17 protein-coding genes are annotated in these 15,522 nt (G+C 69.6%); 3 read left to right on the top strand and 14 right to left on the bottom strand.

What is annotated here, in order from left to right; all coding sequences use genetic code 11:
• Positions 1-35: 35 nt before the first annotated feature.
• Both ACGFI6_RS16520 and ACGFI6_RS16515 read right to left on the bottom strand, forming a co-directional pair.
• On the bottom strand, positions 36-1,841 hold the full coding sequence (locus ACGFI6_RS16520; protein ID WP_393119237.1) for a DNA polymerase Y family protein: 1,806 nt from the start codon (positions 1,839-1,841) through the stop codon (positions 36-38).
• A gap of 765 nt (positions 1,842-2,606) precedes the next feature.
• On the bottom strand, positions 2,607-3,359 hold the full coding sequence (locus tag ACGFI6_RS16515) for a hypothetical protein (RefSeq protein WP_393119236.1): 753 nt from the start codon (positions 3,357-3,359) through the stop codon (positions 2,607-2,609).
• Positions 3,360-3,658: 299 nt separating this feature from the next.
• Between ACGFI6_RS16515 and ACGFI6_RS16510 the strand changes: the two genes are divergently transcribed.
• The 3 genes from ACGFI6_RS16510 to ACGFI6_RS16500 are packed head-to-tail and all read left to right on the top strand — an operon-like array spanning position 3,659 to position 5,402.
• Positions 3,659-4,186, top strand: a complete 528-nt coding sequence (locus ACGFI6_RS16510) for a hypothetical protein (RefSeq protein WP_393119234.1) — start codon at positions 3,659-3,661, stop codon at positions 4,184-4,186.
• A 5-nt stretch (positions 4,187-4,191) separates the two neighbouring features.
• Positions 4,192-4,656 carry a PPOX class F420-dependent oxidoreductase gene (locus tag ACGFI6_RS16505; protein WP_393119232.1) on the top strand — a complete coding sequence of 155 codons (465 nt, stop codon included), beginning with the start codon at positions 4,192-4,194 and terminating at the stop codon, positions 4,654-4,656.
• The gene (locus tag ACGFI6_RS16500) at positions 4,656-5,402 is read left to right on the top strand and encodes a PIG-L deacetylase family protein (RefSeq protein WP_393119230.1); all 747 of its coding nucleotides are present in this window, start codon (positions 4,656-4,658) and stop codon (positions 5,400-5,402) included. Before ACGFI6_RS16505 ends, ACGFI6_RS16500 begins: the two co-directional genes overlap by 1 nt.
• On the opposite strand, the gene ACGFI6_RS16495 is transcribed toward ACGFI6_RS16500, so the two are convergent.
• The 12 genes from ACGFI6_RS16495 to ACGFI6_RS16440 form a co-directional block, all read right to left on the bottom strand.
• Positions 5,368-6,057 (bottom strand): GntR family transcriptional regulator, encoded by a 690-nt coding sequence (locus tag ACGFI6_RS16495; protein WP_393119228.1) that lies wholly within the window; start codon positions 6,055-6,057, stop codon positions 5,368-5,370. The genes ACGFI6_RS16500 and ACGFI6_RS16495 overlap by 35 nt on opposite strands.
• Positions 6,058-6,155: 98 nt before the next feature.
• On the bottom strand, positions 6,156-7,106 hold the full coding sequence (locus ACGFI6_RS16490; protein WP_393119226.1) for an alcohol dehydrogenase catalytic domain-containing protein: 951 nt from the start codon (positions 7,104-7,106) through the stop codon (positions 6,156-6,158).
• A 64-nt stretch (positions 7,107-7,170) separates the two neighbouring features.
• Positions 7,171-8,082: an amidohydrolase family protein gene (locus ACGFI6_RS16485; RefSeq protein ID WP_393119224.1), complete on the bottom strand. Its 912-nt coding sequence runs from the start codon at positions 8,080-8,082 to the stop codon at positions 7,171-7,173.
• A 1-nt stretch (position 8,083) separates the two neighbouring features.
• The gene (locus ACGFI6_RS16480) at positions 8,084-8,473 is read right to left on the bottom strand and encodes a cupin domain-containing protein (RefSeq protein WP_393119223.1); all 390 of its coding nucleotides are present in this window, start codon (positions 8,471-8,473) and stop codon (positions 8,084-8,086) included.
• Positions 8,470-10,029, bottom strand: a complete 1,560-nt coding sequence (locus tag ACGFI6_RS16475) for an FAD-dependent monooxygenase (RefSeq protein WP_393119221.1) — start codon at positions 10,027-10,029, stop codon at positions 8,470-8,472. The genes ACGFI6_RS16480 and ACGFI6_RS16475 overlap by 4 nt, the downstream gene beginning before the upstream one ends.
• Before the next feature lie 4 nt (positions 10,030-10,033).
• Positions 10,034-10,759 (bottom strand): SDR family NAD(P)-dependent oxidoreductase, encoded by a 726-nt coding sequence (locus ACGFI6_RS16470; RefSeq protein WP_393119219.1) that lies wholly within the window; start codon positions 10,757-10,759, stop codon positions 10,034-10,036.
• Positions 10,756-11,454, bottom strand: coding sequence for a GntR family transcriptional regulator (locus ACGFI6_RS16465; RefSeq protein WP_393119217.1), 699 nt, complete (start codon positions 11,452-11,454; stop codon positions 10,756-10,758). The genes ACGFI6_RS16470 and ACGFI6_RS16465 overlap by 4 nt, the downstream gene beginning before the upstream one ends.
• Entirely contained in the window at positions 11,451-12,284 is an 834-nt protein-coding gene (locus ACGFI6_RS16460) for a fumarylacetoacetate hydrolase family protein (protein ID WP_393119216.1), read from the bottom strand. The genes ACGFI6_RS16465 and ACGFI6_RS16460 overlap by 4 nt, the downstream gene beginning before the upstream one ends.
• Positions 12,285-12,324: 40 nt before the next feature.
• A complete protein-coding gene (locus ACGFI6_RS16455) occupies positions 12,325-12,720 on the bottom strand; it encodes a RidA family protein (protein WP_393119214.1) in 396 nt (131 codons plus the stop codon).
• Complete coding sequence (locus tag ACGFI6_RS16450; protein ID WP_393119212.1) at positions 12,720-13,808, bottom strand: Ldh family oxidoreductase; 1,089 nt, start codon at positions 13,806-13,808, stop codon at positions 12,720-12,722. Before ACGFI6_RS16450 ends, ACGFI6_RS16455 begins: the two co-directional genes overlap by 1 nt.
• A 97-nt stretch (positions 13,809-13,905) precedes the next feature.
• Entirely contained in the window at positions 13,906-14,688 is a 783-nt protein-coding gene (locus ACGFI6_RS16445; protein ID WP_393119210.1) for an ABC transporter permease, read from the bottom strand.
• Complete coding sequence (locus ACGFI6_RS16440) at positions 14,685-15,518, bottom strand: ABC transporter ATP-binding protein (RefSeq protein ID WP_393119208.1); 834 nt, start codon at positions 15,516-15,518, stop codon at positions 14,685-14,687. The genes ACGFI6_RS16445 and ACGFI6_RS16440 overlap by 4 nt, the downstream gene beginning before the upstream one ends.
• Positions 15,519-15,522 lie beyond the last annotated feature (4 nt).

The raw sequence follows: 15,522 nt of genomic DNA, 5'->3' as shown, positions 1-15,522 counted from the left end.
GGGTTGTGGATATTGCCTGAGGCAACTATGTGCGCTCAGTCGTAGGTTGCTTGGGCTTGCCAGGTGTTGTGGTGGAGGGTGAAGAGCCAGGCGCGGGTGTCGGCGGTCTGGAACTGGAAGTGGGCCTGGCGGGACTCGGTGGCGGGGTCCCACCAGCGTTCGGCGGTCAGCCAGGGGCCGGCCCAGGAGGTGATCGGGTGGATCTTGTTGCTGTCAGCAACTTGAACACCGCTGCCGGCTCCCACTCCGGGACCGCGGTTGGCTCCGGCCCTGCGTCCGCGGCCGCGGGCGGGGGCGTGGCCGGGACCGGGAGCCGGGACGGGGCCGGTGCCGGTGCCGGTGCCGGTGCCGGTGCCGGTGCCGGTGCCGGTGCCGGTGCCGGGGACAGGGACGCCGGTTGGCTGCGGGGTGAAGGCGGTGGAGGCGCCGGTTGGCTGCGGCGTGAAGGCGGTGGGGGCGCCGGTTGGTTGCAGTATGAAGGCGGTGGGGGCGCCGGACAGTTCGCCGCGGGCGGTGACCGAGACCTGGGTGCCGTCGGCGGCGAACACCTGCGCGGGGACCGGCTCCGGGAAGATCGTGGTCGGCGCCAGGGCCGGCCAGCGCCTCGGGTCCGCACCGGTGATCGCTCCGGGCCACGGCTGGTCCGCCGGCCGGGCCGGCACCGGCGGGTCGCCCCACGGAACCAGCGTCTGTCGTTCCGCGAATCCACGGCCGCCACCGATCACCACCGACACCACCGCACCGTGCCCGAGCATGCTCTGCACCCGCGACAGCGCCCGGTGGATCCGCTCGTCCGGCCCGCCGCCCCACAGCCCGTCGGCATGCGCGCCGACCGGGTCCGCCTGGTCCGGGACCAGCCGCACCCGGACCACCGGTGACGTCAGCTCGCTGGTGGCCGTCCCGCTGCCCTGCAACTGCCAGCGCACCCGGTCCACCACGTCCGCCGCGGTGAACCAGCGCGGATGCAGCCACTCCCGCTCGTGGATCCGGCCGGACTCGGTACCGACCTCGACCCGCAGCGTCGTACACACCAGCCCGAGCTCGGTCAGCCGGACGATCAACTCGTCGGCGATCGACCGGACCGCGAACGCGACCTGGTCGACGCGGTCCACGGACGGTTCGAAGTCGAGCGTCCGGATCAGCTCCGGCGGGATCTCCCGACCGGTCACCGGCCGGTCGTCGTCCCCGCGGGCCAGCCGGTACGCGAACGCGCCGTCCGGACCGAACCGGGTCAGCACCTCGGTCCCCGGCAGTTGCGCGAACGCCCCCAGCGACCGCAGGCCGAGCCGGCGCAGCAGGTCCGTGAGCGTCGGCTGCTCAAGTGTGTCGACCGACAGCGGCGCAAGGAACTCCGGCGACCCGCCCGGCGGCACCACCTGCACCCGGGTCCGCGCGGAACTCACCCGGGCCGCCTGCTCCGCGGCGAACGGGCCGTCGGCGATCCCGATCCGGCTGCCGTGGACGTCGTATGTCTCCAGCCGGTCGAGCAGCTTCTCCGCGGCCGCCTCCTCGCTGCCGTAGAACCGTGCCGGGCCGCGCGCCTTCAACGCGCACATCCCCGGGCGGATCACCTGCACGCCCGGGGTGATCGCCTCCAGGCAGGAGATCACCGGGTCGAACGCGCGTGCGTCGACGACCGGGTCGTACTTCAGTACGACCAACTCCGGGCACCGGGACTGCGCGTCCCGGGCTCGCTGCCCGCGGCGGACTCCCTCGGCGCGGGCGGCGGCGGAGGTGGCGAGCACCTTGCCCTTCTCCAGCACGGCGATCGGCTCCTCCGGTGATCGCCCCGTCGCCACCGCAGCCGCCGCCACCGGCCAGTCCGGCACCCAGATCACCATCGTCCGAGTAAGCCCCCGCCCATTCATCAACCCACCACCTCAGCACTCGCCCCACTCATCAGCCCACCACCTCGACACTCGCTCCGCCCATCAACCCGCTCATCACCTCACCGCCTCGACACTGCTCTGCACATCAATCCACCGCCCAACACTCGCCCGCCCATCAACCCACCGCCTCGACACTCACTCCGCTCAGCAGCCGTTTCATCAGCCCGCTCAGCAGCTCGATCATCAGCCCACCGCCTCGATTTGGTCGGGCCACTCACCTGCGAGGAGCGGCTCCTCCCGCAGCGCGCGGCGGGACTCCGCCCGCTGCCTCGTGCGGGCTGCTTCCACCCGCCCGTCCACAGCGGCTGCCCTGGGCGGGCGTCCGCCCTACCGCTCCGCCCTCGACGCGTCACGGGATGCCACCGTCGACGGCGGGTGCGCACGTCCCGCAGCATGATCCGGGATCCTCCGCGGCAGGGGCGGGGGCCATTAGCGTCCACTCGGCTCACCGGCCTTTGGCGTTGTTCTGTTCATTAGCCGACGGCCTCGATTTGGTCGGGGTATTCGTCTGTGAGAAGTGGCTTCTCTCGTAGCGTGTGGCGAGGGGCCGGTCGTGGGGTCGGGCGGGCTGCTCCCAGCAGTCCGCCGGCAGTGGTTGGGCCGGTGCGGACGTCCGCCGCATTCCCCGCAGCATGATCCGGGGAGCGGGTCTCCCGGGCGGGGGCGGGGGCCATTAGCGTCCACTCGGCTCACCGGCCTTTGGCGTTGTTCTGTTCATTAGCCGACGGCCTCGATTTGGTCGGGGTATTCGTCTGTGAGGAGCGGCTCCTCTCGCAGTGTGTGGCGGGGGGTCGGGCGGGCTGTTTCCAGCAGTCCGTCGGCAGTGGTTGGGCCGGAGTTGTCGTCTGCTGCATTTTCGGCAGCCTGATCTGTGGGGCGGATTTCGCCGTTGGGGGCGGGGAGCCAGAGCTCGCGCTTGCGGGCATGTACGGCGGCGCGGCGGCCGGACACCGCGACGGTAGCGCGGCGGGCGGCGAGCAGTCCTTCGCCGTCACCGAGGCCGGTCCAGGTGCTGCTCTCGATCTCGAAACGGGCCTCACTGCCCGGCCAGGACCCGTACGCGATCAGCATCGCGCTGCGGGTCCGCAGTCGCGCGGCGAGCCGGGATGCCTCCCCCGGTGTCACCTCGCCCGGCGGCCGCACCACCACGACGGTCAGCGCGTCGACCAGCGCGGCGACGACACTGAGCCACTCCCGGCCCGGATCAGGAACGAGCACGAGCCGCTCCAGGTCCACCCCGAGCCCACGTGCCGCCTCGGCCCCGAACGACGGCACGCCGACGACACCGCACCAGGCTCCCTCCGCGGACGGCCCGGCCATCAATGCCATCACCAGCGCGGCACTCCCCCGCACCGAGTACGCCGAGCCGCCCCGCAGCCCCGCCCCCGCCAGCAACTCCCGCACCGCCGGATGCGTCGGCAGCTCCCGCTCCACCTCCGCCGTGTCCAGCGCCTGCTGCACCCGAGCCATCGAAGGCACCCGGCTCTTCCCGACCGCAACCAGGCGGCCAGTACCGGAATCCGCGCCGGAATCTGCACCGGAATCTGCACCGGAACCTCTGCTGGAATCCCTGCCGAAAGCTGCACCGGAATCCGCAGACCTGGCGGCCTTCTGAGCCTTGGCCTGTTCGAGGAGCAGGCGCGCCTGGTCGAGTGCTGTAACTCGACTCACCGGCGCCGCGCTCCCCGTCATATCTCCATGTTCGAACACCTGTTCGAACATGTCAATCCGGTCGTCCACAGCCCCGAACCCGGCTACAGTCCGAAGGCATGCGACGCGTCGATCACCCTCGGTTCACCGCCGCCGTACGGCAGGTCGAGGACAGTATCGATGCCGCCTGGGACAGTTTCTGCGCCGACTCCGGAGTGCCCACAGGGACGCCGGAGGCGCGCGACCTGGCCGAGGTGGTGCTGCAGGACACCTCGGAGTTCGACTGGCGCGTCGTGGACGGAGCGCTGAACCAACTCACCTGTCCGGACTGCGGCTCCCGCCTCGGCGCCGGTACGAAGGGCTGCGCGAGCTGCGACCGGGCAAACGGCTTCCGCTTCGCGGCACGGGAGACCGACCGCCCCGGCGTACCGCCCGGGAACGAGCATGCGATCCGGGTGTCCTCCGCGGTCGCCCGCACCCGCCACCGCTACACCCCACGCGCCCGGGCCGGCTACGAACTGCTGCTCCCCGATCTGCTGGACGGCATGCTCCCCACGACGCCGCAGGCCCAGCGCGCCAAGCACCTCATCAACCAGCTCACCGACGACCAACTGGAGCACCTCATCGCCCCGTCGGACATAGGGTAAGAGCCATGCCAAGATCAATCGCCACCAACACCAAGGTCGGGCTCGACGAGCTGCTGGAGTTCGTACGGCCGCGGCACCACATGTTGCTGATGACCACCAGGGCGGACGGGACGGTGCAGGCGTCGCCGGTGTCGGGCGGTGTGGACACCGAGGGACGGCTCGTCATCTCCTCGTACCCGGAGCGCGCCAAGAGTACGAACGTGAAGCGCTCTGGCAAGGCCGCCGTGGTCGTGCTGTCGGACGACTGGAACGGCGCCTGGGTGCAGGTGGACGGCAGCGGTGAGGTGATCGAACTGCCGGACGCGGTGGAGCCGCTGGTCGACTACTACCGGGCGATCTCCGGCGAGCACCCTGACTGGGACGAGTACCGCGAGGCGATGGTGAAGCAGGGCAAGTGCCTCATCCGGATCACCCCGGAGCGCTGGAGCCCGATCGCCACGGGCGGGTTCCCGGCACGACTGGCTGACTGATGCGTACCGCGCTTGTCGTCCACGCGCATCCCGACGATGAGGTGTTCGCGACCGGCGCCGCAACCTCCGTACTGAGCGAGCAGGGCTGGCATGTCGTACTGCGGGTCGCTACCGCCGGCATGCACGGAGCGTCCGACCACCTGTCCGCGTCCTGCGCACTATTAGGCATCGCGGAGTGGGACTGGCTCGGCGCACCGGACCAGTGGATCGACGACGGCGGCCGCAACGGACCACGCACTCCCGCGGCCGCAGATCCAAGCGCCCTGACCGCAGCAGTCGAGGCAGCAGTCAAAACGCTCCATCCGGAGCTCATCCTCACCGTAGGCAGTGACGGCCTGACCGGTCACCCGGACCACATCGCCATCTCACAGGCCGTCCAGCGAGCACGTGTCCAGCAAGCACATGTCCAGTGCCGCGTCCTCGGCGCCCGCGTAAGAACGGACGACGTACGCGCAGGTGAGCACCTGGTCCAACAGCTCGCACCTGGCCAGCAGGTCGGCTCAGGCCTCGTCAAAGGATGCGACGTACCGCTGGAGACGATCGGTGGTGCGTCCGAGCAGCGCCGTCGGCAGGCACTGGACGCGTACTACGACGGCCTGGGCAGCAAGCCACTCGAAGAGCTCATGACGACGCACCGTGCCAGCAGTGACGGGCTACTGCTGCGTGCGGTCTTCGACGCGACCGGCTGGGATCACGACCGGTTCGAGGAGCTCACTTCTTCGAGCGCCGCTCCATCGTCTGGGTGATGCGCTCCATGGCACCCTCGAGGTGCTGGCGCAGTGCGGCCTCCGCGCCGTCCTCGTCGTGCGCGGTGCACGCGTCGAGGATGGCCTGGTGCTCGCGACGGGTCTGCTCGATCCGGGCCTTCGTCCGCCGGGAACCGAACCGATAGCGCTCGCTGTTCTGCCAGACCGGCTCGATCGCGCGCGGCAGCCACCGCGAGCCGCCGGCCCGGTAGATCGCGAAGTGGAACTCGGTGTGCGCCTGCCGGGAGGCGATGTTGTCGCCCAGCTTCGCCAGCCGGACGTGCTCTGCGAGCGCCGTCCGCGCGGTCGACGCGTCCGAGTCGGAGAACCGCGTCGCGGCCGCCCGGACCGCCAGCGACTCCAGCGCCAGCCGGGTCGCGTGGGTGTCGCGCAGGTCCTCCATCGACAGCTCCCGCACCCAGGCGCCCTTGTGCGGGACGATCTCGACCAGTCCGAGCGCGGCCATCCGCCGCAGCCCTTCCCGGATCGGCATCTGGCTCATGTCCAGCCGCTTGGCGAGCTCCTCGAGCCGGAGCGCCGTACCACTGGGGAGTTCGCCGGACAGGATGAGCTCGTGCAGCTCGGCGGCGGCTTCCTCGGCGAGCGTCCGTCGGCCCGTCGGCCCCCCAGGCGTCAGCTCGAGTCGTCGGATCATCAGTAGCGGGCTGCCTCTCTCCTCTTTGGAGGTACCGTAGCCGCCGACCGGGCTTCTGACGCCCTTCACGGTCAGATTGCTCAGCAAATACCAATGGTCTAGGCCACCGGCAGGGTGGTGAGGTCCAGCAGCACCCGTCCCGACTGCCGCTCCAGCACCTCACCGATCCGGTCCGCCGGTACGACGTCGTACTGCGCTCGCCAGCTCGTCGGAGCGCCGGCAAGATCAGCCAGTGCCTGGCCGACCGCATCGGATGCCAGCGTGGTCCGCTGCAGGTTCACGGGCAGCACTCGCAGGCCGCGGCCGACCAGCTGATGCAGGTTGATCGTGGTGAACTCTCCGGCCTTGTAGCCGAGTACGGCGATCCGCCCGCCCGGGGACACATGCCCGAGCACTCCACCGGTCACTGGTCCGCCCATGGTGTCGACAACCGCGTCACACCAAGGCAGCTCCCGCCCTACCTGTCCGAGGCCATCCACACGGACGATCTTGTCGACCAGCCCGGCCGCATTGTCCTCAGCGTCGTCCAGAGACACCAGCCCGATCACCCTGGCGGCTCCAGCTGCCCGTGCGATCGCAGCACACATCTGTCCGAGCAGGCCGTTCACACCGGTGACCACGACGGTCTCCCCGGGCAGTACGTCGGCCACCTGACGTACTGCGGTGTGTGCGGTCAACGCCGGTGTCAGCAACGCCAGCGCCACAGCCGGCTCCAGCGACGCCGGCAGCAGGTGCACGGCAGCGTCCGGTACGACGGCGTACCGCCCCCAGACGCCGTGGCGTGTCACACCGACACCCTCACCGCGGATGACGACCGCCGCGCCGGCCGGTGCCACGTCCGAGCTCAGCACCACACCGGCGCCCTCGGATCCCGGCACGAACGGCACGCACGGCTGCTTGCCGGTCAGCGTCGAACGGTCAAGTGGAGTCACCGCCGCAAGCCGCATCTCCACCAACGTCTCACCGGGCCCGGCGCTCAGCTCGACCTCGTCGGCCTTGAGCTGCTCACCTGGCCCATGACTCTGCAAAACAGTCCCCCGTGTACTCACACCATTACCCCGTTCCCCACGATTTGATATCTGATCACACCCTCGACCAGACGAAGCACCTGTCTCACTCCGCGGAGACCTCCCGCGCGAGCGGCCGGGTCAGCACCTCGACCGCCGCGGACTGCCCCGCGGCCCGCTCGGTGGACACCTCGTCGCTGCCCATCGGGAACGGCCAGTCGCTCCCGGCCAGCACCCGCTCGGCCCCGAACGTCGAAGCCAGCAGTTCCAGTACGGCGTCGTCGTGCGCCAGATCGTCCACGTAGAACCGGCGCAGCGCCTCGGCGACCGGCAGGGACACCGGGGCGATCCCCGGCCGGGCCTGGTCGATCCCACGCTGCCACCGTCCGGCGACGGCCGCCGTCACACCACCCCCATGACACAGGCAGAACCGGATCCCCGGAAACCGCCCCGGCACGTCCGCGAAGACGAGCGAAGCCGCCGCCACTCCGGTCTCGTACGGATTCCCCAACAGGTTCGACAGATAAAACGAATCAAGCCGCTTGTCGTCACTGGCACCCGGATGAATCAGCGTGAACGCCTCGGCCGCGTCCAGCACCCGCCAGAGCGGGTCCAGCCCCGCATAGCTCGGCGTACCGATGGCGAAGCCGCTGAAGACGCCCTCCCCAGCCAGTCCGGCCGCAACCGACGCTGCGGACGGATCCAGCAACGGCAGCTGCGCCAGGACGCGCAGCTGCGGTGTGGCGAGCTCCCGAAGGCCCTGGTTCACCAACTCGGCCCACTCGACTCCCGCCTCGTACCGGAACAGGGCCGGCGGCACCGACACCACAGCACCGTCCAGGTCCTGTGACGCCACCCAGTGCAGCAGCGCGGCGGGGTCAGCCAGCCGGCCCAGCGGCAGCCGTTCCCCGTCGACGAGCAGCGAGCCGTTGTCGACGGACAGCGCGAACTCACCCCGGTGCGCCGCCGCCAGGACGGTCGGCGGGATCAGGTGCGTGTGGATGTCCCAGCCGGCCATGTCAGCGGGCGTCCTCGTCGTTGTCGTAGAACTCGGGCCGCTCCGGGTAGTGCGGACCGTCGTACACCTCCAGCAGTACGGAAGTCTCCTCCGCCCGCGTCGGCCCGTGCACCACGCCCTTCGGGTTCCAGTAGAAGCTGCCCTTGGTCAGCGTCGTGCCGGTCGGCAGGTACACGTACCGGCCGGACAGGCAGAACATGAACTGGTTCGAGGCGTGCTTGTGCTCGGACGGGATGCCGGATCCCTTCTCGAACCGCACCAGCGCGATCGAGGCCTGGGTCACCGGGTCCCGCCACAGCATCTTGTGGGACAGCCCGGCCAGCGACTTCTGCACCCACTCCAGGTCGTCCGTCTGCAGCAGGATCTCCTGCAACGGCTCGTTGAAACTCACGGCGCCTCCCGACCAGTGACACGCTCGTACAGCTCCGCAGCCACACCAGGACCCATCGGAGCCACCGCGGCGACGTGACCGTCAGGGCGGATCAGTACGACGCTCTCCGCCGGCACGCCGTACCGGTTCGTGGCGACGCTGCCCGGGTCGAACAGGGCCCGGTCGCGCAGGCCAGAGTCGTGCGGCGCGTCCCAGCGGGACACCGCATAGTGCTGCAACGCGGGCGAGCCGTTCACGGGGATCTCCGGGCGTCGGCGTACGTCGGTGAAGTACAGCGCCACGAACGAGTGCCGGCACAGGTCATGGATCGCCGTACGACCGGTCGGGCTCTGCAGGACCAGGTCCGGGGCTCGATCACCCGCCCGCACCGCAGGTGGTGCGGCAGACGTCGCCACCATCGACCAGTCCCCCACACCCTCGACGTCCAGCCGCACACTGAGCAGCGTCCGGTTGTACGCCGTTGCCCACGGCCCCGTGTCCTCGGTGACAGCACCACGCTGGAAGGACATGTACTTCCGCGCCGCCTCAGCCATCTCTCCCGAGCCCTCGATCGCCACCGGTCGCTGCTCGCGCTCGTAGCCGTCCAGCAACTCTGGAGAGGCCCAGCCACGCAGCACCCAGGCCAGCCGCCACGGGAGGTTCGACGCGTCGAGCGCACCGGTGTTCAGCCCGAGCGCCCACATCGGGGTGATCAGGTGCGCCGCGTCGCCCATCAGGAACACCCTGCGGTCCTTGGTCCACTGCTCCGCGACCCGGTGGTGCACGTTGTAGACGACCGAACCCATCAGCTCGATCTTGTCCACCTCGCCGATGAACTGCTTCACCTTCACAAGCATGTCCTCTTCGCCCGGCGCGTCGGCCCCGGCCGCCAGCGGGAACAGGAACCGCCAGTTGTCGGGCTGCCGGATCAGCACCATCCACTCGGACTTGTCCGCGAAGTAGGCGAGGTACGGGTAGTCCCGGGCGTTGTCGACGTCCAGGTCCACCACGACGTCGATCAGCATGTACCGCTCGGCCAGGGTCTCCCCCACCACCTTCACGCCGAGCGCATCGCGGATCCGCGAACGCCCACCGTCACAGGCCAGCAAGTACGACGCCTCCAGCTCCTGCGGACCGTCCGGTGTCTCCAATTGCAGTACGACGCGGTCGTCACGGACCTCGAACGACGTCATCCGGTGCTGCGTCCGTACCGGCTCCGGCAGTGCTGCGGCGAGCAGCGGCTCCATCTTCTGCTGCGGCAGGTTGATCACGAACGGGAACCGGGTGTCGTTGACCAGTTCCGCCAGCTGCACCGAGGCGCGAGGCGTGTTGGTGGCGCGGTCGATGTCGCCGATCTCGTCGATCCGCAGCGCCGCGCCGAGGATGCGGTCCACGGCGCCGTACCGGTTCCAGATCTCCAGCGTCCGGCTGAGCGTCGTACCGGCCTTGGTGTCGGAGGACAGTACGGCGTCCTCCTCCAGCAGTACGTACGGGATGCCGTAATGCGCCAGACCGAGCGCTGTCGTCAGCCCGATCGGGCCTGCACCCACTACGGCAACAGGAAGCTGTTCAGTCACAGATTCACTCCACAAAGCTCGTGAGCTTGGTAAAAGCACGTTCCCTGGTCAGCACCGACCCGGTCATCGCGGCCGCGTCGGACAGCAGGAAGAGCAACGGACCGACCACGTCTTCGGGGTCGCCGACACCTATGGTGTCCTGCCAGTGCTCGCGGTCCGCACCCGCGTTCGCACCGCGGAACTGCTCGGTGTCGATCACCCCTGGTGCGACCACGTTCACCCGTACCCGGTCCGCGACCACCTCAGCAGCAAGGGTCTTGGCGAAGGCCACCAGCGCCGCCTTGCTCGCCGCATACGCCGCAGCGCCCGGGTAACCGGTCGACGCCATCCCGGATGTGAACACCACCACCGAGCCGGACTGCCGCGCCACCATGTGCGGTACGACGGCCTGACACAGCCAGACCACACCGTCCAGGTTCACCTGCAAAGTCCGGGACCACTCGGCCGGCTCCAGCTCGAGCACCGTGGACCGTGGCTGCACCGCGGCGCCGGCGACCAGGCCGTCGATCCGCCCGTACTGCGCCAGCACACCAGCGACAGCCTCCGTGACAGCGGACCGGTCCGCTACGTCCACCTGGACGTGCTCAACACCGGCCGGCGGTGCCACGACGTCCAGGACCACCGCAGTACCGCCCGCAGCGTTCACCCCGGCTGCCAGCGCGGCACCGATTCCGCGTGCACCACCCGAGATCACCACGACCTCACCGGTCGCGTCGAAGCGCGCCTTCACGACAGGTCCTTGTGCTTCGACGTCATGGTGTCGGTGATCCGCTGGAACGCACCGGCCAGGTGGCTGCGCAGTGCCTGCTCGGCCGCATCCGGGTCGCGTGCCACGCAGGCATCCAGGATCGCCTGGTGCTCCTGCCGGCTCCGCTCGATCAGGAACGCGGTCTGACGACCGCCGAACCGGTACCGCTCGCTGTTCTGCCACACCGGCTCGATTGCTCGCGGCAACCACTGGGAGCCGCTCGCGCGGTAGATCGTGAAGTGGAACTCCGCATGCGCGTCCCGGGCGCCCGCGGACTCCTCGGCGCGCGACAACCGCAGGTGCTCGGCCAGCGCGGCAGCTGCTTTCTTCAGGTCCTCGTCGGTGAAGCGGGCCGCCGCCGCCCGGACAGCGAGACTCTCCAGCGCGAGCCGCGTCTCATGCGTGTCGCGCAGGTCCGTCAACGACAGGTCACGGACCCAGGCACCACGGTGCGGGATGATCTCGACCAGCCCCAGCGCCTCCAGCCTGCGCAGGCCTTCGCGGACCGGCATCTGGCTCATCTCGAGGCGGCTCGCCAGCTCGACCAGGCGCAACGGCGTACCGCTCGGAAGCTCGCCGGACAGGATCAGCTGATGCAGCTCGGCGGCGGCGTGCTCGGCGAGCGTACGGCGACCGCCCTTGCCACCACCAGGCAGCAGCTCCAACGGGCCGCTCATGCGCGAGTCACCCGGTTGCGCAGCTCTCCGAGCTTGTCGGCTCGGGTGACGACCACGTCACCGTCCTGCAGGAACACCTGCGGTTCGCGGGCGTTCCCGATACCCGCCGGCGTACCGGTGAGCAGTAGGTCGCCGGGGCGCAACGTCATCCCGAAGGACAGCTCACTGATCAGTGTGGCCACGTCGAACGCCATCTGCCGCGTCGACGCGTCCTGCCGGACCTCACCGTTCACCAGGCACTGCAGGTGGATGTCCTGCGGGTCCCCGAGCTCGTCGGCCGTGACGATCCACGGGCCGAGCGGCATCGTGTCGTCGATGCTCTTGCCCTTCAGCCACTGGCCGCCGTGCGCACGCTGCAGGTCCCGCTGCGACACGTCGTTCGCGAGCGTGTAGCCCCAGACGTGGTCGAGGGCGTCCTCGACAGCGATGTTCTTACCGGTACGGCCGATCACCAGAGCGACCTCGGCCTCGTAGTCCCACTTGGCGGAGATCGCCGGGTCCCAGGCGATGTCGTCGTACGGCCCGATCACCACGTCGGGGCCCTTGGTGAAGAACGTCGGGTGCAACGGCCGGTCGACGTCCTGACCCTCGCGCTTGCCCTTGCTCTCCTCGAAGTGGTCCCAGTAGTTCCACCCCGTACAGAGGATGTCCCGCCGGAACCGCCGCAGCGGAGCCCGCAGATCCCCTTCCCGATAAGGGATCTCGTCCACTACCTGAGCATCGGCAGTGATCACCTCGGTCAGGTCTGTTGCATCAAGCAACTGTACCGATTCTCCGGAGAGCACGCCGGGCACCACGTCCCCGGCGTGCTCCACCATCACGTATCTCATCTCAAGTCCACTCGACGCCACGCAAGACAATCACCCCCGGTCAGGAGACCACTGCGATCGCAGAGATCTCGATCAGATAGTCAGGATTGGCGAGCTTGCTGACCTCGACCATCGTCGAGGCCGGCAAGGGTTCGGTGAAGTACTGCGCGCGGACCTCGTGGATCTTGGCGAAGTCCTCCATGTTCCGGACGTACACGTCGACCCGGCAGACGTCCGCCAGCGTGCCGCCGGCCGCCTCGACTGCGGCCTTCACGTTCTCCAGTACCTGACGGGTCTGCTCCCGGACATCCCCGACACCGGCGATGCTGCCGTCCGGGCGACGCGCGGTCATCCCGGAGACGAACACCAGCCGCCCGGTCGCCTCGATCGTGGTGGCCTGTGAGAACACCCCGTTCGGGCTCCGCAGCGCATCGGTGGAAACCTGTGTCTTCGGCATCAGCTCAGCACCCCTCCGGCCGGTACGACGGCACCGACCGCACGCGCGGCCGCCAGCAGCCCGTCGAGCCCCGACCTCTCGATCCGTACGCCGTTGCGCCGCTGCTGCGCCGCGCGCTCGGCCTCGATCTCACCCGGCAGGTACAGCCGGTTCACGCCCGGCGCGGTCGCACTCCCGCGCACCCGCGCCGCCAGTCCGGACGAGCGCCGCCGGAAGTCCTCCACGCCGCCCATCAGCTCCGGGTCGATCGCCAGGAACAGGTGGGCGCAGTCGTTCGGCCGGTCCGGCTCCCGGTACAGCGGGCGGACCTGGTCGCCCCAGCCGCCACCGCTCAGTACGCCGGTGAGTACGTCGATCATCAGCGCCAGCCCGAATCCCTTGTGGCCCGCCGCCGGCAGCAGCATGCCCAGGACGGCCTCGTCCGGGTCCGTGGTCGGCGTACCGGAGGCGTCGGTCGCCCAGGTGTCCGGAATCGTCCGGCCGGCCGACGAGGCGAGCCGGATCTTGCCCAGGGCAACGGCCGACAAGGCCATGTCGAGCACGATCTCCACGCCGGCTGTGGTCGGTACGGCGATGGCCAGCGGGTTGTTCCCGACCAGCCGCTCGGCACCGCCCGGTGCGGGCATCAGCGGCGTGGTGTTGGACATTGCGATACCGATACACCCGGCGACGCCCGCCTGCATCGCCCAGCGGCTCGCGGCCCCGAAATGGTGTGCGTTGCGGACCGAGACGATGCCGATCCCGTAGCGGCCGGCACGCTCGATCGCGTACCCCATCGCCTGCGGGCTGGACAGTTGCCCCATGCCGCCGCGGGCGTCCACCACCATCGCGGCCCCGGCGTCGAACAGGATGTCGAGCTCACGTTCCCGGGTCACGCCGCCCGCGTTCAGGCGTTCCACGTACATCGGGACGAGCATCACGCCGTGCGAGCTGACGCCGCGCAGGTCCGCCTCGACGAGCGCGGCCGCGATCTCGGTCGCGTCCGCAGACTCGAACCCGAGCGCGCCGAACACCGCCGAGATCGTCGCCTCCAACCACTCGGGCCGTACCAGCACCCGCCGATCCGCATCTGATGCTTGAGCGGTCATCGGGCCTCCCGTCCTGGACTGAGGAGCGCAGCGACGAGGGAAGGACGGGAGCCACAGCCCGCTGACCCGCCGCGCCGGAGGCGTGGCATTGACACGGTCATCGCTTCTCCTGCGCCCATGGGAGGAGCAGATGTTCCAGGAGGGTGAGGCCGTAGAAGAGGACCAGACTCATCACGCTCAGCAGGGAGACCGCGGCGAACGCCAGGGTGGTGTCGGCGCTCGCGCCGGACTGCTGGATGACGTAACCGAGTCCCTTGGTGGCGCCAACGAACTCGGAGATCACCGAACCGATCACCGCCAGCGAGATCGCCACCTTGAACCCGGTGAAGATCTGCGGCATCGCGTACCGCAGCCGGAGCTTGAAGAACTCCTGCGCCCGGCTCGCGTTCAGCGACCGCATCAGCTCGACCAGCTCGGTCGGCGTCGACTTCATCCCCTGCGCGGTCGAGATCACGATCGGGAAGAAGCTCATCAGCAGCACCATCACGACCTTCGGCCACTGCCCGAAACCCATCCAGATCACCAGCAGCGGCGCGATCGCCACCTTCGGGATCGAGTTCACCATCAGCAGCAGCGGGTACACCAGCCGCTCCAGGACCACGGAGCGGACGATCACCAGCGCGATCGGTACGCCGATCGCGATCGCCAGCAGGAAGCCCTCGACGGTCTCGAGCAGCGACGTCCCGGTGTGCGCGAGCAGCGGGCCGGGTTCGTCGAAGAACTTGACCACGACGTCCCACGGGCTCGGCAGCAGGAACGGCTCGATCGCGAACACGATCGTCGCACCCCACCACAGCCCGATCGCCGCGAGCAGGCCGACGACCGGCAGCAGCACGGCCGCGATCGGGGACGTCGTCAGCCAGGAACGCTTGCCCGTCACGGCCGCACATCCTGTACCGACCGCGCGTCCTGCCCAGCGCCGTCTGCCTCGGTCCCACCCTTTTCGCTGCCGCTTTTTTCGGAAAGCAGCGCGTGCAGCCGACCGCTGATCTCCGCGACCTGCGTGAGGTGCGCGTTCTGGCCGAGGCTGCGCGGCCGCGGGATGCCGATGTCGACGACCTCCCGCATCCGGCCCGGCCGCGGAGTCAGTACGACCACGCGATCCGCGAGCACGACGGCCTCCTCGATCGAGTGCGTGACGAACACGATCGTCGTGGACAGTTCCATCTTGATCCGCTGCAGCTCCTCGGACAGCTCGGTCCGGGTGAGCGCGTCGAGCGCGGAGAACGGTTCGTCCATCAACATGACTTGCGGGTCGCGGATCAGCGACCGGCACAACGACACCCGCTGCTGCATCCCGCCGGACAGCTCGTGCGGCAGCCGGCGCTCGAATCCCTGCAGCCCGACCAGCTCGAGCAGCTCGTGGGCCCGGTCCCGGTACGCCGCCCTGGCCCGGGCACCGCGGTCGATCTCGACCGGCAGCATCACGTTCGACAGCACGCTGCGCCACGGCAGCAGCGCCGGCCGCTGGAACATGAACGCGACGTCCCGGCGTGGTCCGGTGACGGGCTCCCCCGCCACCTGGACCGTGCCGGACGTCGGCGGCAGCAGTCCCGCGATCAGCCGGAGCAGCGTGGACTTGCCACAGCCAGACCGGCCGATCAGCGTGACGAACTCACCGCCGCGAACGTGCAGGTCGATCTTCTCGAGGGCGGTCACCCGGCCCTCGCGTCCATCGAAGACCTGCCCCACACCGTCCAGGCGAATCATCCGG

This window comes from Kribbella sp. NPDC048928 (assembly GCF_043197975.1).
Classification (GTDB): Bacteria; Actinomycetota; Actinomycetes; order Propionibacteriales; family Kribbellaceae; genus Kribbella.
Note: the sequence above shows the minus strand (reverse complement) of the source record. Positions and strands in the feature narration are given on the sequence as shown.

Excerpts from the sequence above, each read along its gene's own strand:
- ACGFI6_RS16520 (WP_393119237.1), bottom strand. The coding sequence starts at position 1,841 with ATGGTGATCTGGGTGCCGGACTGGCCGGTGGCGGCGGCTGCGGTGGCG.
- ACGFI6_RS16515 (WP_393119236.1), bottom strand. The coding sequence starts at position 3,359 with ATGGCTCGGGTGCAGCAGGCGCTGGACACGGCGGAGGTGGAGCGGGAG.
- ACGFI6_RS16510 (WP_393119234.1), top strand. The coding sequence starts at position 3,659 with ATGCGACGCGTCGATCACCCTCGGTTCACCGCCGCCGTACGGCAGGTC.
- ACGFI6_RS16505 (WP_393119232.1), top strand. The coding sequence starts at position 4,192 with ATGCCAAGATCAATCGCCACCAACACCAAGGTCGGGCTCGACGAGCTG.
- ACGFI6_RS16500 (WP_393119230.1), top strand. The coding sequence starts at position 4,656 with ATGCGTACCGCGCTTGTCGTCCACGCGCATCCCGACGATGAGGTGTTC.
- ACGFI6_RS16495 (WP_393119228.1), bottom strand. The coding sequence starts at position 6,057 with ATGATCCGACGACTCGAGCTGACGCCTGGGGGGCCGACGGGCCGACGG.
- ACGFI6_RS16485 (WP_393119224.1), bottom strand. The coding sequence starts at position 8,082 with ATGGCCGGCTGGGACATCCACACGCACCTGATCCCGCCGACCGTCCTG.
- ACGFI6_RS16465 (WP_393119217.1), bottom strand. The coding sequence starts at position 11,454 with ATGAGCGGCCCGTTGGAGCTGCTGCCTGGTGGTGGCAAGGGCGGTCGC.
- ACGFI6_RS16460 (WP_393119216.1), bottom strand. The coding sequence starts at position 12,284 with ATGAGATACGTGATGGTGGAGCACGCCGGGGACGTGGTGCCCGGCGTG.
- ACGFI6_RS16455 (WP_393119214.1), bottom strand. The coding sequence starts at position 12,720 with ATGCCGAAGACACAGGTTTCCACCGATGCGCTGCGGAGCCCGAACGGG.
- ACGFI6_RS16450 (WP_393119212.1), bottom strand. The coding sequence starts at position 13,808 with ATGACCGCTCAAGCATCAGATGCGGATCGGCGGGTGCTGGTACGGCCC.
- ACGFI6_RS16440 (WP_393119208.1), bottom strand. The coding sequence starts at position 15,518 with ATGATTCGCCTGGACGGTGTGGGGCAGGTCTTCGATGGACGCGAGGGC.